Origin of the sequence: Pseudarthrobacter sp. J47, from assembly GCF_049810315.1 — a bacterium.
Classification (GTDB): domain Bacteria; phylum Actinomycetota; class Actinomycetes; order Actinomycetales; family Micrococcaceae; genus Arthrobacter.
Window position 1 is genome coordinate 3083245 of the sequence record NZ_CP187358.1, and the last position, 14663, is coordinate 3097907.

The 14663-nt window shown below is 64.6% G+C and carries 14 protein-coding genes, 1 tRNA gene and 1 pseudogene; 6 read left to right on the forward strand and 10 right to left on the reverse strand.

The window, feature by feature from the left end; genetic code table 11:
- Positions 1-9: 9 nt before the first annotated feature.
- Positions 10-1686, reverse strand: a complete 1677-nt coding sequence (locus ACPJW8_RS14135; protein ID WP_330187367.1) for an AMP-binding protein — start codon at positions 1684-1686, stop codon at positions 10-12.
- 76 nt (positions 1687-1762) lie between these two features.
- On the opposite strand from ACPJW8_RS14135, the gene ACPJW8_RS14140 reads away from it, so the two are divergent.
- Complete coding sequence (locus ACPJW8_RS14140; protein ID WP_261619261.1) at positions 1763-2041, forward strand: putative quinol monooxygenase; 279 nt, start codon at positions 1763-1765, stop codon at positions 2039-2041.
- A 28-nt stretch (positions 2042-2069) separates the two neighbouring features.
- Here the strand turns inward: ACPJW8_RS14140 and trxA are convergent, their stop codons facing one another.
- From trxA to ACPJW8_RS14160, 4 genes and pseudogenes are all read right to left on the reverse strand, one after another.
- On the reverse strand, positions 2070-2462 hold the full coding sequence (trxA, locus tag ACPJW8_RS14145) for a thioredoxin (RefSeq protein WP_330187366.1): 393 nt from the start codon (positions 2460-2462) through the stop codon (positions 2070-2072).
- A 102-nt stretch (positions 2463-2564) separates the two neighbouring features.
- A complete protein-coding gene (locus ACPJW8_RS14150; protein WP_330187365.1) occupies positions 2565-3107 on the reverse strand; it encodes an acyl-CoA thioesterase in 543 nt (180 codons plus the stop codon).
- Positions 3108-3490: 383 nt separating this feature from the next.
- Positions 3491-3572, reverse strand: a tRNA-Tyr gene (locus ACPJW8_RS14155).
- A 251-nt stretch (positions 3573-3823) separates the two neighbouring features.
- Positions 3824-4060, reverse strand: a pseudogene (locus tag ACPJW8_RS14160) (hypothetical protein); the annotation flags it as partial.
- Between the two features lie 209 nt (positions 4061-4269).
- Between ACPJW8_RS14160 and ACPJW8_RS14165 the strand changes: the two are divergent.
- Positions 4270-4761, forward strand: a complete 492-nt coding sequence (locus ACPJW8_RS14165; RefSeq protein ID WP_330187356.1) for a YajQ family cyclic di-GMP-binding protein — start codon at positions 4270-4272, stop codon at positions 4759-4761.
- A gap of 117 nt (positions 4762-4878) precedes the next feature.
- Here the strand turns inward: ACPJW8_RS14165 and htpX are convergent, their stop codons facing one another.
- A complete protein-coding gene (htpX, locus tag ACPJW8_RS14170; protein WP_330194320.1) occupies positions 4879-5742 on the reverse strand; it encodes a zinc metalloprotease HtpX in 864 nt (287 codons plus the stop codon).
- A gap of 112 nt (positions 5743-5854) precedes the next feature.
- Between htpX and ACPJW8_RS14175 the strand changes: the two genes are divergently transcribed.
- From ACPJW8_RS14175 to ACPJW8_RS14190, 4 genes are all read left to right on the forward strand, one after another.
- Complete coding sequence (locus ACPJW8_RS14175; protein ID WP_330187354.1) at positions 5855-6652, forward strand: hypothetical protein; 798 nt, start codon at positions 5855-5857, stop codon at positions 6650-6652.
- Between the two features lie 30 nt (positions 6653-6682).
- Positions 6683-7168 (forward strand): Fur family transcriptional regulator, encoded by a 486-nt coding sequence (locus ACPJW8_RS14180; protein WP_330187353.1) that lies wholly within the window; start codon positions 6683-6685, stop codon positions 7166-7168.
- 7 nt (positions 7169-7175) lie between these two features.
- The gene (locus tag ACPJW8_RS14185) at positions 7176-8663 is read left to right on the forward strand and encodes a catalase (protein ID WP_330187352.1); all 1488 of its coding nucleotides are present in this window, start codon (positions 7176-7178) and stop codon (positions 8661-8663) included.
- Positions 8664-8821: 158 nt separating this feature from the next.
- Positions 8822-9457, forward strand: a complete 636-nt coding sequence (locus ACPJW8_RS14190; protein ID WP_330187351.1) for a DUF2461 domain-containing protein — start codon at positions 8822-8824, stop codon at positions 9455-9457.
- 57 nt (positions 9458-9514) lie between these two features.
- On the opposite strand, the gene ACPJW8_RS14195 is transcribed toward ACPJW8_RS14190, so the two are convergent.
- The 4 genes from ACPJW8_RS14195 to ACPJW8_RS14210 form a co-directional block, all read right to left on the reverse strand.
- Entirely contained in the window at positions 9515-11062 is a 1548-nt protein-coding gene (locus tag ACPJW8_RS14195; RefSeq protein WP_330187350.1) for an APC family permease, read from the reverse strand.
- Between the two features lie 144 nt (positions 11063-11206).
- On the reverse strand, positions 11207-11614 hold the full coding sequence (locus ACPJW8_RS14200; protein WP_330187349.1) for a DUF779 domain-containing protein: 408 nt from the start codon (positions 11612-11614) through the stop codon (positions 11207-11209).
- A 45-nt stretch (positions 11615-11659) separates the two neighbouring features.
- Positions 11660-13183, reverse strand: a complete 1524-nt coding sequence (exaC, locus tag ACPJW8_RS14205) for an acetaldehyde dehydrogenase ExaC (RefSeq protein WP_330187348.1) — start codon at positions 13181-13183, stop codon at positions 11660-11662.
- Positions 13184-13308: 125 nt separating this feature from the next.
- Positions 13309-14655, reverse strand: coding sequence for a transcriptional regulator (locus ACPJW8_RS14210; RefSeq protein WP_330192051.1), 1347 nt, complete (start codon positions 14653-14655; stop codon positions 13309-13311).
- Positions 14656-14663 lie beyond the last annotated feature (8 nt).

Consider the following 14663-nt stretch of genomic DNA (forward strand, 5'->3'; position numbering starts at 1 on the left):
TGGTTCTCCTCAAAGCGCCAAGCGTGCCACCGCTTCTTCGCGCATCTGGACTTTGCGGATCTTGCCGGACACCGTCATGGGGAAACTGTCGCGGATTTCCACGTACCGCGGGATCTTGTAGTGCGCCAGGCGGCCGCGGCAGAACTGTGCGAGGTGTTCGGCGTCCAGCTGTCCGGCCCCTGGCTTGAGGATGATGCAGGCCATCAGTTCCTCGCCGTATTTCGGATCGGGGACGCCGATCACCTGGACGTCCTGGATGTCCGGGTGTGTGTACAGGAATTCCTCTATCTCCCGGGGGTAGATGTTCTCTCCACCGCGGATCACCATGTCCTTGATCCGACCCTCGATCAGCACGTAGCCGTCCTCATCCATGCGGGCGAGGTCCCCTGTGTGCATCCAGCCGTCGGCGTCGATGGCCTCGGCGGTCTTTTCCGGCTGGCCCCAGTACCCCTGCATTACGGCATAGCCCCGGGTGCACAGCTCACCCACCTGGCCGCGTTCCACCACATCACCGGTAGCCGGATCCACGATCTTGCTCTCCAGGTGCGGCATGGTCCGGCCCACGGATTCGGTGCGCTGCGCCAGGGTGTCCTCCGCCCGCGTCATGGTGGACACCGGCGAGGTCTCCGTCATGCCGTAGCAAATGGCCACGTCCACCATATTCATCTCGGAGATCACCCGGTTCATCACCTCGACGGGGCACAGCGATCCCGCCATAACGCCGGTGCGCAGCGTGGACAGAACGTAGGAGGCAAAGTCCGGCAGCGCGAGTTCGGCGATGAACATGGTGGGCACTCCGTAGAGCGACGTTCCGCCAAAGTCCTGGACCGCCTCCAGCGCAGCGGCCGGCGAGAACCCGCGCCCCGGGATGATCGTGGCGGCGCCGTGGCTCAGGGCCGCCAGGTTGCCGATCACCATGCCGAAGCAGTGATAGAACGGCACCGGCAGCACCACGCGGTCGTGCTCGGTGTAACCCAGCAGCTCGCCGATGGAGAAGCCGTTGTTCAGGATGTTGTGGTGCGTGAGCGTTGCCCCTTTGGGGAACCCGGTGGTTCCGGAGGTGTACTGCAGGTTGATGGGATCGTGCGGGTCCAGCTCCGCCATCCGCTCCTGCAGGACGGAATGCCCGACGGCGTCAGCGCGCTTGAGCAGTTCCGCATAGGTCAGTTCCGCCTCGCGTTGGGGGACGCCGGCGTCGAGCCCTTCTACTCCGCTGTCCGGTAGGAAGACCACCTGCTGCAGCTCCGGGCACTGGTCCAAGGCGTTCCGGGCCATCCCCACGTAATCACTGGTCGGGTCTGACGGGGCAACCACCAGCAGGCGCATGCCGTTCTGTTTCACCACGAATTCCAGTTCGTGGCTGCGGTAGGCGGGATTGACGTTCACCAGGATGGCACCGGCCTTCGCGCTGGCGTACTGGAGAAGGGTCCATTCGGCGCAGTTGGGGCTCCAGATGCCCACCCTCTCCCCCTTGCGGATTCCCAGGGCGAGGAGTGCGCGGGCGAGGCGGTCGACGTCGTCGTTCATTTTGGTGTAGCTCCAGCGGCGCGCATCGCCGCCCGGGACGGCCGCGGCCTCAATCAGCGCATCGTGGAACGGGAACCTGGCGGCAACCCGCTCAAAGTTGTGGCCGATAGTCTCTTCGAGCAGTGGAACGTCAGTGTTCCCGGCTGTGTAAGCGCGCATGCTGGCACGCTACCAACAGGAGGGCGCCGCGTCACGGAGTCCGGGCCCGCGGCGCAGGGCCGGTATTGTGAAATCCATGAGTGCACCCATTGACCTGCAGGCAACGTTCATCCCCAACGAAGGCGAGTTCTTCCGCGTGAAGCTGGCGCTGGAAATCGCCATCGACGAAGTGGTGAACGAGCCCGGCTGCATCCGTTACGAACTGACGGAAGCCACGGAGGAGAAGCTGGTGCTGACGGAGCAGTGGGCCTCCGAAGAAGACCTTGAGAAGCACTCCAAGGGCACCGCCGTGCAGGACCTCAACGAATCGCTGAGCGCACTGCTGGCGGAGCCCGTGAAGGTGGAGCGGATCTAGCTCCCTATAGGTTCTTAGGGGTTGGCCCTTAGGCCTGTTCTGAACCGCCCTGCGCGGCGTCAGCCTGTGCCTTGGCAACGTGGGCGTGGACCTCGTCCATGTCCAGCGCCTTGACGGCGTCCACTACCTGCTCCAGCTGCTGGGCGTTCAGGGCGCCGGGCTGCGAGAAGACCAGGACCTTCTCACGGAAAGCCATCAGCGTGGGGATGGACGTGATGCCGGCTTCGGCGGCGAGCTGCTGCTCAGCCTCGGTGTCCACCTTGGAGAAAACGACGTCCGGATGTTTGTCCGAAACTGCGGCGTAAGTGGGCCCGAACTGCTTGCAGGGACCGCACCATTCTGCCCAGAAGTCGACAAGGACGATGTCATTGTCCTGGATGGTTGATGCGAACTGTTCACCTGTGATGTCTACGGTAGCCATAATTCAACCGTACGCGAGGCTGCTGTTGATGTCGCGGCCAGGACCGGGCTGTTCGCTCCCCGCGTCATCGGGAATACGGCCTGCCCGGCCTGGATATCCCGCCTACCAGGTGTGGGGTGCGGGGCGGCGGCTGCCGGGCAGCGCGTTCGTTTCCCGCCACTCGTGGATCCATTCGGGCAGCTCGACGTCCGCCGGCGGCGCTCCGAATTCCCGGATGATCTCCTCCTGGCTGACAGGCTTTCCCTTGCTGACCAGGCGGGTGGCGATGTAGGCACGCGCGTAAATCTCGCCGTCGGCCACCATCCGCTGCTCAAAGTAGATGGCTTTGGCATCCAGGCCAATGATCTTCGTTTCGATGGTGTACCGCTGCCAGAGTTGCAGTGACTTGCGGAACGCAATCGTCTCTCCGGCCGCCACCGGACTCCAGCCGCGCTGCCGCATCCGCTTCCACACGCCACTGCGGACCATGAGGTCGAACCGGCCCAGGTCCATCAGTGAGAAGTACATGCCGTTGTTGACGTGCATGGCGATGTCAATGTCCGTGGGAAGCACCCGGAGCGGCAGGGAAGACGAGTCCCAGATAGTCAGCGCCGAACGCCGGGTGGACGTAAAAAGCATCAGGAGAGTACGCAGGAGCAGGTGCATTCCCCAATGCTACCCGCGAGTAACATAGCCGCGCCAGAGGCTTCCGGCAGTCCGCGGCAGTCCGGCACACCGGCACACCGGCACACCGAAGTGCGGCCCACCGGCAAAGTGAAGACCAGGCCACCCGCCCCGATTAGGCCATCTTTCCCGGGTTCGGCTTCACATCCGGGCCCGCGGTGAATCCTCCGGGCCGTTTTCGACGCGCAAAGTACCTCATGACACGCTGGATACCTGACGCGCCCGCATATCCGTGGCGTCAGGAAATATGCGCGTCGAAATCGCGGCAACCAGGATCCCCTAAAGGCCGGGCGGGTCTACCACCCTTGACGTCCTGGACACGAAAAAGCCTCCGGAACCTAATGGTTCCGGAGGCTTTCCTTGGGTGGCAGATGAGGGATTCGAACCCCCGTAGGCGTTGCCAGCTGATTTACAGTCAGCCCCCTTTGGCCGCTCGGGTAATCTGCCGAACTTCAAAAGAAGATCACCCACGATGCCTGACGGGAAAAGTCCGTTTCCGGGCCGATCCGCATCCGTGAACCGCGGGCAAGACAACTTTACAGAACTTCCGCCGAAGAATCGAATCGGCGGCTGAGGGCCGGAATTCCGGGGCAAAACCGGGCTTCGGCTCAGGCCTGGGCGGCCCCCGTGGCGGAACCCTCACCGGAGCCGGGAGCAGAACCGTCGGCCGAACCTTCAGCGGCACCGCTGCCGGTCCCGCCGGCGATCCGTCCTGCCAGACGGGCTTGGAACTTGAGGGCCTGTTCCTCTGTGATCTGGTTGAGCTGGACCGCCCGGAGCAGGTCCTCGCTGACGCCCTGCATACGGGTGGACGCATCCGGAACGGGTGAGAGCACCACAGACGCCGCAATAACGGCAGCCGTAGCTGCGGAGGCGATGGCACCCGCGGCAGTAGCTGTAGTACTGGTTACGTATCGGGCTGCCTTGCGGTGCATCTTTTCCCTTTCAGGACGGCTGGTTCACTTGCTACAACTTTTCCGCGCCCGGCTTCGTTCCCGCCGTGGTTCTGCTGTGAGAAAACTGTGAAGTCACGCCGCTCTCCACCGCCCTGCCATCCGTACTAGGCTGGAAGCCAGAAATCGCCGGCGCAGCGCCGGCTCCGGAACCCCACCCGGATCATCCGTACCCCCAGCGAAGGAGAGTCATGGCAGGCGAGTCAACGTTCGACGTCGTAAGCAAGGTAGATAAGCAAGAGGTCGCCAACGCACTGAACCAGGCACAGAAGGAACTGGCCCAGCGCTATGACTTCAAGGGTGTTGGCGCCGAGGTCGATTTCAGCGGCGAGAAGATCCTGATGAAGGCCAACTCCGAGGAACGCGTCCTGGCCGTCCTGGACGTGCTGCAGTCCAAGCTGATCCGCCGCGGCATCTCGCTGAAGTCGCTGGACACCGGTGAGCCCTACGCCTCCGGCAAGGAATTCCGCCTCGAAGCCACCATCAAGGAAGGCATCGCGCAGGACCTGGCCAAGAAGATCAACAAGCTGATCCGCGACGAAGCGCCCAAGTCCGTCAAGTCCCAGATCCAGGGCGACGAACTCCGCGTCACGTCCAAGTCCCGCGACGACCTCCAGGCCACCATGGCCCTGCTGAAGGACTTCGACGAGGCTGACCTGCAGTTCGTGAACTTCCGCAGCTAGCCGTTCCCGCTACGCAAAATCCCTGGCGCCACCGATATATGGCGGCGCCAGGGATTTTCTGCGTCATGGGGTAATTTGCGCGTGGAAATGCCCAAAGCGTACGACGGCGGCGCGCACCTACAGCGGCCGGCCCGCCATCCGTTCCAACCGGGCAATGCGCTCCTGCATGGGCGGGTGCGTCCCGAACAACTTGACCACGGCGCCGCCGCGGAACGGGTTGGCGATCATCAGGTGCGCTGAGTTGACCAGGTTCTGCTCCCTCGGCAGCGGCACGATCCGCACGCCCTGCTCGATCTTGCGCAGCGCCGAGGCGAGGGCCAGCGGATCGCCGGTGAGTTCGGAACCGTCCTCGTCGGCGTCGTACTCCCTGGTCCTTGAGATGGCCATCTGGATCAAGGACGCCGCAAACGGCGCCAGCAGCGCCATGGCGATCATGGCCAGCGGGTTGGCGTTGCGCCGGTCTCCGCCGAAGAACAGCAGCATCTGGCCCACCGAGGTGATCACACCGGCCACCGCCGCGGCCACCGAAGAGGTCAGGATGTCGCGGTTGTACACGTGCATCAGCTCATGCCCCAGCACGCCGCGCAGTTCCCGGGCGTCGAGGAGCTGCAGGATGCCCTGGGTGCAGCAAACCGCGGCGTTCTTCGGGTTCCGGCCCGTGGCGAAGGCGTTGGGCGTCATGGTGGGCGAGATGTAGATCCGCGGCATGGGCTGGTTTGCGCGGACTGAGAGCTCACGGACCATCTGGTGCAGCTGCGGCGCTTCAGCCTCGCTGACGGGGTAGGCCTGCATGGACCTGATGGCGATTTTGTCGCTGTTCCAGTACCCGTAGAAGGTGGTGCCAACGCCAATCAGCGCCATGATCCAGATGGGCGCGGAACTCCGTGTTCCCACGCCGATCAACGCGCCCAGGCCCAGCAGCACCGCCCATAAAACGCCAAAAAGTGCCGCTGTTTTCAAGCCGTTGTAGTGCCGGTGCACTGTGCCTCCCGCTATGGATGGTGCCTTTACCTTCGAGCTTAGTACCGGATATTCGGCGCTGACACGCACCGGTTCACTTGGTAGGGTCAGGGCGGGAAGAAGGGAGCGGGCCATGGGAGTGTCACGGCGCCTCCTCTTTGGTTCCACGCTCTGGCAGGTCGCCCGCCCTGCCACCACTCTTACGCCCGGCCACCTGACCATCCGGCTCTCAGATCCCGCGGTTGCCTTCGACTCCAGCTCCGCCGCCGACTGGCTCCGTTGCTACAGGGCCGCCCACGCAGCTCTCTCCGAAGTGTTTGCAGCACGGACGTTCTGCCTCTTTTTCGCCCACCAGTGGCACCCGTTCGGCGCGGCCCTGGCCGAACCAGAGGCCGAATCGTCAACGCCAACGTTCCATCTGTTTGGCCGCTTCTCCGGTGAATCCACGACGCCGGGGCAACAGCTTGCGCTTCCGGCCCACCGCCGGGTGCCGCTCACGGCGGTTGAACTGCAGAAGTACGACGGCGGATTGCGGCGTGCGCTGCAACGCGCCGCTGCCATCCGGGGTACTGACGGCCCTTCGAACACGGGAACCCCCTTTACCGGCGCATCTGCGGACGTGCCGCCGTCGACGTCGCTGATCACCCGGACTGAACCCGATCCGCCTGCCGGCCCGCACCACACAGTCCTGTCTCCTGGCCGCGGGGTTTCCTCGGTTGGCGCACTGCTTCCGGAGGAGCTGTTGGCCATGGCTGCGGCCTTGCAGCAGACCGCTGACCTGGGCACCGTCAACGGACTGAGCTGCGTGGTGGCCGAAGGCCCGGATACCGGCCAGCTGGAACTGCACGCCGTGGCACGCTCCGCCGGTGAAGCGTTCAATCCCCTGGCCCGGCTGCTGGATTCACCCAAAGTTAGCCAAGCCTTATTGTGAAGTACTCATAATAAGTGTTTGAATGGGTACATGAGTGAATACCCGGAAAGCCAGGAAGCGTGGGCCAACGCCCTGCGCGCCCATGGCCGTCGGGTCACCAAACAGCGGCTGGCAGTGCTGGCCGCCGTCGAACATCACCCGCATTCCCCGGCCGAGCAGATCCTCGCGGCCGCACGGGAAGAGCTCCCCGAACTCACCGCCCAATCTGTGTACGTCGTCCTCGGAGACCTGACGGACCTGCACATGCTGCGCCGTTTCGAACCGCCGCACTCCCCGGCACTGTATGAGACCCGCGTAGGCGACAACCACCACCATGCCATCTGCATCAGCTGCGGCCGCGTGGAGGACGTCGATTGCGCCGTCGGGCATGCCCCTTGCCTCACCCCGCACTGGGACGAAAACACCACGCCCATGACCATCCAGATCGCGGATGTTATGTACCAGGGCATCTGCGCGGATTGCCAGCGCAAGCAACAGCTTCCTTCTGAACGTCATCCACAAGAAATTAGGAAATAGGAGAACAATGACTGTTAACGTTTCGACCACCCAGTCCGGCGCGCCCGTCACCTCGGACGCCCACTCGAAGTCAGTTGGTGCCGACGGCGCCATCATCCTGACTGACCACTACCTGGTGGAAAAGCTCGCCCAGTTCAACCGCGAGCGGGTTCCGGAGCGCGTAGTGCACGCCAAGGGCGGCGGCGCGTTCGGTACCTTCAAGGCCACCGAGGACATCTCCGCTTACACCAAGGCCGCGTTCCTGCAGCCGGGCGTCGAGACCGAGATGCTGATCCGCTTCTCCTCCGTCGCCGGCGAGAACGGCTCCCCTGACACCTGGCGCGATCCCCGCGGCTTCGCCGTCAAGTTCTACACCACCGAGGGCAACTACGACCTCGTCGGCAACAACACCCCCGTCTTCTTCATCCGCGACGGCATCAAGTTCCCGGACTTCATCCACTCGCAGAAGCGCCTCCCGGGCACCCACCTGCGCGACGCCGACATGCAGTGGGACTTCTGGACCCTCTCCCCCGAGTCCGCACACCAGGTCACCTGGCTCATGGGCGACCGCGGCCTGCCGGCCTCCTGGCGCGAAATGCAGGGCTACGGCTCGCACACCTACCAGTGGATCAACGCCGCCGGTGAGCGCTTCTGGGTCAAGTACCACTTCCGCTCCAACCAGGGCGTCAAGTCCATGACGGGCGAGCAGGCTGAAGAGCTGGCCGGTTCGGATGCAGACTTCTACATCCGCGACCTCTCCGAGAACATCGCCGCCGGCAACTTCCCGTCCTGGGACCTGCACGTGCAGGTCATGCCGTACGAAGATGCCAAGACCTACCGCTTCAACCCGTTCGACCTCACCAAGGTCTGGCCGCACGCGGACTACCCGCTGATCAAGGTCGGCACCATGGAGCTGAACAAGAACCCGGAGAACTACTTCGCGCAGATCGAGCAGGCCACCTTCGCGCCGTCGAACTTCGTGCCGGGCATCGCTGCTTCGCCGGACAAGATGCTGCAGGCCCGCATCTTCTCCTACGCTGACGCGCACCGCTACCGCGTGGGCACCAACCACGCCCAGATCCCGGTGAACCAGCCGAAGAACCAGGTGAACAACTACAGCCAGGACGGCGCCGGACGTTACCTGTTCAACGCCCCGTCAGTGCCGGTCTACGCACCCAACTCGGTGGGTGGCCCGGCTGCCGTTGAGCCGCAGAACCCCGCCGGTGGCTGGGAGAACGACGGCGAACTGACCCTCGCCGCGCACACCCTGCACGCTGAGGACAGCGACTTCATCCAGGCCGGTACCCTGTACCGCGAGGTTTACGACGACGCCGCCAAGGCCCGCTTCCTGGACACCATCACCGGTGCCGTGGGTGGCGTCAAGAGCCCCGGCATCAAGGAACGCGCCATCCAGTACTGGACCAACGTTGACGCCGAACTCGGCGCCAAGCTGCGCGCCAACCTCGGTGCCGGTGCCGCTGACTCCCAGGCTGAGGCTGCCAACAAGATTGGCTAGCCTGCGCTGAACGAACACTGCCCCGCTACGGTTATCCGTGGCGGGGCAGCTTCGTTAAGGGCGTTAAGGCGCCGAGTGCCTAGGGGATTGAACCCGCTTTATCCACATAGGCAGTTTTCGCTCTGGTAGCTGCTGTACGGCCTTCATAGGCTCTTGGCATGACAACTTTCCAAGGCATACCCGCCGGGGCGTTCGAGTTCTATTCGGAGCTGGAGCAGAACAACAACCGGCAATGGTGGCAGGAGCATGAAGAGGACTACCGTGCCCTGGTGAGGGAGCCGCTGGCTGCGCTGCTGGCCGGCCTTGAGCCACGGTTCGGTCCGGGCAAGATCTTCCGGCCTTACCGGGACATGAGGTTCGCACGGGACGGGGTGCCCTTAAAGAACGCACAGGGCGCGTTCGCCTCAGTCCAGGAGGGCGTTGGCTACTACATCCAGATCAGTGCAGACGGCCTGCTGGTGGGCGGCGGCTACCACTCCAACTCCCCGGCCCAGCTGGCGCGGTTCCGCAACTCCGTGGACGCCTCCGGCACAGGTGAAGCCCTGCAGCGGGTTGTCGATTCCTTAGGCAGCGGCGGCTTCGCATTGGAAGGCGAAAGGCTCAAGACCATCCCGCGGGGCTACCCCAGGGAGCATCCCCGCGCTGAACTGCTCAAGCACAAAACCCTCTCCGCCCGGGTGGAGTTGGACAGGCCGGAATGGCTGGGCACATCGGCTGCCATGGGGAAGGTTGGGGAGCTGTGGGAGCAGCTGCGCCCGCTGGTGGAATGGGTAGGGCGCCACGCGGCCCCGTAAGGAAACCGCGCAGCGCCCTGAGCCCGGTGATCGAGCCTGTCGAGATCCCCGAGCCCGTCAGGAGCGGACGAACTCCTCGTCCTCGTCCCGAACCGCCACGGAAGCCGGTCCGTTGACGGCTTCCTTCGCCTCGACGAAGCGTTCGTTCAGCCGGGAGTGGCGCTGTCCGTAAGCGAAGTAGATCCCCACACCGATCGCCAGCCACGCCGCGAAGAAGATCCAGGTTTCAACCGCCAGGTTGGTCATGAGGTAAAGGCACAGCAGGGCCGAAACGATGGGCAGGACCTTGCCGAATGGAACGCGGAAGGACGGCTTCAGGTCAGGGCGCTTGCGGCGCAGCACCAGGATTCCCAGGCTCACCATCACAAACGCGGACAAGGTGCCGATGTTGATCATTTCTTCCAGCAGGTCCACCTTGGTCAGGCCTGCAACCAGGGCCACGGCAGTACCGCAGATGATCTGGAGGCGTACCGGGGTGGCGCGCTTTTCGCTGGTCTTGGACAGGGAACGCGGCAGCAGGCCGTCGCGGCTCATGGCCAGGACTACGCGGGAGAGGCCCATCAGCAGCACCATGATCACAGTGGTCAGGCCCACCAGGGACCCGAACGCAATGACCTTGGCCGCGGTGGTGTTGCCCACTGCCTCAAACGCGGTGGTCAGCGTGGGGTTTTCCGCCGCGGCGAGGTCCGTGTAGGAGACCATGCCGGTGAGCGCCAGGGACACCAGGATGTACAGGAGGGTTACCACGGCAAGGCCACCGAAGATGCCGCGGGGCAGTGTCTTCTGCGGGTTCTTGACCTCCTCAGCCGAAGTGGCCACCACGTCAAAGCCGATGAAGGCGAAGAAGACCAGCGCAGCCCCGGCAAAGATGCCCAGGGTGCCGTACTGGGCCGGAACGGCGCCGGTCAGGAAGCCGAACAGGGACTGCTTCAGGACGTCCGCGGAGCCGGTGGACGCAGTCGGTTCGGAGGCAGGAACGAACGGGGCGTAGTTCTCGACCTTCACGTAGGCGAATCCGGCGATGATGACGAACAGCACAACGGCCACCTTGATGAGGGTGAAGATGTTGCCTACCCGCGCGGAGAGCTTCGTGCCCATCACCAGCAATACGGTGAAGACGGCCACGATCAGGAAGGCGCCCCAGTAGAGCTGGACGCCGCCCAGATCGATGGCCGGAGGAAGGTCGATGCCCGTCAGGGCGAAGACGTTGCTGAGGTAGATTCCCCAGTACTTGGCAATAACCGCCGCAGCGGTGAACAGCTCAAGGATCAGGTTCCAGCCAATGATCCAGGCCAGGATTTCCCCCATGGTGGCGTACGTAAAGACGTAGGCGGAGCCTGCTACCGGGATGGCAGTGGCGAACTCGGCGTAGCACATGATGGCCAGCGCACAGGTGATGGCCGCAACCGCGAAGGAGATGGTCACGGCGGGCCCTGCGAAGTTCGCGGCAGCCTTCGCTCCGACCGAGAAGATACCTGCGCCTACGGCAACGGCGACGCCCATGATCATAAGGTCCCAGGTGCCCAGGGAACGTTTGAGCTTGCGCCCTGGTTCGTCGGCGTCGGCCATGGACTGCTCGATCGACTTTGTCCGGAGGAGATTCATTGGTATTGACAATCCTGATCAGTATTGGAAACAGACTTGTCCACAGTAGTGTCCAGCAGATGGACGTTCCCAACTGTCCCGGATGTTGAGACGGCGGGGCCGGCCGCGTGCAGCCAACCCCGCCGAATCGGGCAGGTTTTCGAATCAGGCAGGCCAGTCCATCAGGGTGGACCTGATCAGGAACCGCTTCCCCTCAGGAGCTTCAACGGAGAAACCGCTCCCCCGGCCCTGCACCACATCCACCGTCAGGTGGGTATGGCTCCAGTAGTTGAACTGCTCCTTCGACATCCAGAAGTCCAGCGGCTTCGGTTCCACGGCGGAACCCAGGTCGAAGCTGCCCAGCAGCACATCGGCGTCGGCAGTAATGAAATCCCCTGCCGGGTAACACATGGGCGAGGACCCATCACAACACCCTCCGGATTGGTGGAACATCAGTGGTCCGTGCTGCTCCCAGAGCTTTCGGAGCAGATCCACGGCGGCTGTGGTGAGAGCCACCCGGGAAAAGGCTTCCCCGGGCAGCGTCACCGCGGCGTGCAGCCGGTCGTCGGGCATAAGCACGCCCCCTTTCTCCGCTCGCGTCCCAGGAGCGGGACCGGCCTAGAAGAAGCCCAGCTTGTTTTCGTTGTAGCTGACCAGGAGGTTCTTGGTCTGCTGGTAGTGGTCCAGCATCATGGCGTGGTTCTCGCGCCCGATGCCGGAAGACTTGTAGCCGCCGAACGCCGCACCCGCGGGGTAGGCGTGGTAGTTGTTGACCCATACGCGGCCGGCCTGGATCTCCCGGCCCGCCCGGTAGGCGACGTTTCCGTTACGGGACCAGACGCCGGCGCCCAGCCCGTAGAGGGTGTCGTTCGCGATTCCCATGGCGTCGTTGTAGTCGCTGAAGGATGTCACAGAGACCACCGGACCGAAGATCTCCTCCTGGAAGATCCGCATCTTGTTGTGACCCTCGAAGATCGTGGGCTGGACGTAGTAGCCGCCGGCCAGGTCCCCGGACAGTTCGGCCCGGGCACCGCCGGTGAGCGCCTTGGCGCCTTCCTGCGTGCCAATGTCCATGTAGGAGAGGATCTTCTCCAGCTGGTCGTTCGAGGCCTGCGCGCCGATCTGGGTGTCAGTGTCCAGCGGGTTGCCCTGGATGATCTTCTGCGTGCGGGCCAGTGCGTCGGCCATAAAGGAGTCGTAGATTCCTTGCTGGACCAGGGCACGGGACGGGCACGTGCAGACTTCGCCCTGGTTGAAGGCGAACAGCGTGAACCCCTCCAGCGCCTTGTCGTAGAACGCGTCGTTGGACTCGGCCACATCGTTGAAGAAGATGTTCGGGCTCTTGCCGCCCAGCTCCAGCGTCACCGGAATCAGGTTCTGGCTGGCGTACTGGCTGATCAGGCGGCCGGTGGTGGTTTCACCGGTGAACGCGATCTTCCGGATCCGCGGGCTGGAGGCCAGCGGCTTGCCCGCTTCCACGCCGAACCCGTTGACCACGTTGATGACGCCGGCGGGCAGGAGGTCCGCGATGAGTTCCATCAGCACCAGGATGGAGGACGGCGTCTGCTCGGCGGGCTTGAGGACCACGGCATTGCCGGCCGCGAGCGCAGGAGCCAGCTTCCAGACCGCCATCAGGATGGGGAAGTTCCAGGGGATGATCTGGCCAACTACACCCAGCGGCTCGTGGTAGTGGTAGGCGGTGGTGTCGTCGTCGAGCTGGGACAGCCTGCCTTCCTGGGCCCGCACGGCGGAAGCGAAGTAACGGAAATGGTCCGCCGCGAGCGGGATGTCCGCGGCCATGGTCTCGCGGATGGGTTTGCCGTTGTCCCACGTCTCGGCCACGGCCAGCAGCTCGACGTTGGCGTCCATGCGGTCCGCGATCTTGTTCAGGATTGCCGCGCGTTCGGCCACGGACGTCTTGCCCCAGGAAGGTGCCACCTTGTGGGCCGCGTCCAGCGCCAGCTCAATGTCCTCCGCCGTTCCCCGGGCCACCTCGCAAAAAGCCTTGCCCGTAACGGGTGTGATGTTTTCGAAGTACTGGCCCTTGACGGGGGCAACCCACTCGCCGCCAATCCAATTCTCATACCGGTCCTTGAACGTGACCTTCGAGCCCTGGGTCCCAGGCTGCGCGTAAACAGTCATTGCTAGCTCCTTTGCTGTGCATGAAGGGCGGCGCCATGAAAGCGGCGCCTGCCGTAGCACCCACAGTAGGTAGCGCGAGGTTGCAACGAGGTTGCGAGGGTCTCGACAAGCTCGACCACCGGGGGTCAGGCGCCGAGTTCCGCTTCCAGCCGCTCAATGTCAGCCACGACGGCGGCGCGCCGGGGCGAGCGCGGCGGCAGCAGCTTGAGCGCTGCTACCCGGACCCCGACGTCGTCACTGGCCTCCGGGAGCGCGGCGTACTTCAGCAGGGCCTCGGCGCTTCCGTCTGTCAGCACGGCCTCGCGCAGGAGGGAGGAGACCCGGGCGCGCAGATCGTCGATGCCGGGGGCCTGCGAGCGCGGCAGGACGGCACCCCGGTAGATTTCCAGGGCGATCCTGTGGGCACCGCGCTGCAGGCAGGTGAGGACCTGGCCGGCGTCGGGAGCCACGTCGATGGCCAGGCGGTAGGGACGGGACAAGGGCACAGCTGCTGGGTCCAGTTCCTGCAGGACCTTGCGGAGCCGCACCATTTCGGCGCGAAGGGTCATGGCCGCGTTGTCGCCCGGGTACACCAGTGCACAGAGTTCCTCGGCCGTGAGGCCGTCCGGGTGCATGCTGAGCAGGGCCAGGATTTCGCTGTGCCGGCCGGAGAGCGGAACTGTTCGGCCGGAAATGCTCAGGAGCGCCTGGTCGCGGCCCAGGACCTGCAGGCTGTTGCGGTACAGCCGGGTGTCCGCGCCGGCCACCGAACGCGAGGACGGGCTGCGGCGGCGGGCGGCGCGGGCAGGCTTTGAGGCAGCCAGTTGCAGCCGCTCCACCCGCAGCTGGGCCTGCGCTGCCGCGACCGTCGCTTCCACCAGGGAGAGGGTGTGCGGCGCAACGGCCAGCTCGGTTCCGGTGATGTCCACAACGCCAAGCAGTGCACCGGAATCCGGGTCGTGGAAGGGCACGGCCGTGCAGCTCCAGGGGTGGACGGAGCGCTGGTAGTGCTCGGCTCCGGCGATCTGGATGCTGTGGTCCAGGGCCAGTGCCGTTCCCGGGGCGCTGGTTCCCACGGTGGCCTCGGACCAGTCGGCGCCCGGCACGAACATCATGCCCTCGGCCCGGCGCTGCAGCTCCGGATCCCCTTCCACCCAGAGCAGCCGGCCCAGCTCGTCCCCCACGGCAATCAGCAGGCCGCTGTCATGGCTGGGCCGGACCAGCAGCTTTTGGATCACGGGCATGATGCTGGAGAGCGGATGCTGCCGGCGGTAGTCGTCCAGTTCCTCCCGGTCCAGTGCCAGGGGCGCCTCGCTGCGGTCCGGGTTGGCGTGCAGGCGGGCGGAGCGTTGCCACGATTCGCGGATCAGCCGGCGCAGCCCGGGTATTTCGGGAGTGCCCGGAAAGGAGTCCAGCTGTTCGTGACCGGCCAGGGCGGAGCGCTGCCGCAGCTGTGCTGCGTCAGCGGACGCCGGATGGATCGGGTTCCCCATTGCCTTGC

What these genes read in the sequence shown, in the direction of transcription:
- ACPJW8_RS14200 (WP_330187349.1), bottom strand. Translation starts at nt 11,614, where the DNA reads ATGCCCGACGACCGGCTGCACGCCGCGGTGACGCTGCCCGGGGAAGCC.
- ACPJW8_RS14175 (WP_330187354.1), top strand. Translation starts at nt 5,855, where the DNA reads ATGGGAGTGTCACGGCGCCTCCTCTTTGGTTCCACGCTCTGGCAGGTC.
- trxA (WP_330187366.1), bottom strand. Translation starts at nt 2,462, where the DNA reads ATGGCTACCGTAGACATCACAGGTGAACAGTTCGCATCAACCATCCAG.
- ACPJW8_RS14180 (WP_330187353.1), top strand. Translation starts at nt 6,683, where the DNA reads ATGAGTGAATACCCGGAAAGCCAGGAAGCGTGGGCCAACGCCCTGCGC.
- ACPJW8_RS14165 (WP_330187356.1), top strand. Translation starts at nt 4,270, where the DNA reads ATGGCAGGCGAGTCAACGTTCGACGTCGTAAGCAAGGTAGATAAGCAA.
- ACPJW8_RS14135 (WP_330187367.1), bottom strand. Translation starts at nt 1,686, where the DNA reads ATGCGCGCTTACACAGCCGGGAACACTGACGTTCCACTGCTCGAAGAG.
- exaC (WP_330187348.1), bottom strand. Translation starts at nt 13,183, where the DNA reads ATGACTGTTTACGCGCAGCCTGGGACCCAGGGCTCGAAGGTCACGTTC.
- ACPJW8_RS14195 (WP_330187350.1), bottom strand. Translation starts at nt 11,062, where the DNA reads ATGAATCTCCTCCGGACAAAGTCGATCGAGCAGTCCATGGCCGACGCC.
- ACPJW8_RS14190 (WP_330187351.1), top strand. Translation starts at nt 8,822, where the DNA reads ATGACAACTTTCCAAGGCATACCCGCCGGGGCGTTCGAGTTCTATTCG.
- ACPJW8_RS14210 (WP_330192051.1), bottom strand. Translation starts at nt 14,655, where the DNA reads ATGGGGAACCCGATCCATCCGGCGTCCGCTGACGCAGCACAGCTGCGG.
- ACPJW8_RS14185 (WP_330187352.1), top strand. Translation starts at nt 7,176, where the DNA reads ATGACTGTTAACGTTTCGACCACCCAGTCCGGCGCGCCCGTCACCTCG.
- ACPJW8_RS14150 (WP_330187365.1), bottom strand. Translation starts at nt 3,107, where the DNA reads ATGCACCTGCTCCTGCGTACTCTCCTGATGCTTTTTACGTCCACCCGG.
- ACPJW8_RS14140 (WP_261619261.1), top strand. Translation starts at nt 1,763, where the DNA reads ATGAGTGCACCCATTGACCTGCAGGCAACGTTCATCCCCAACGAAGGC.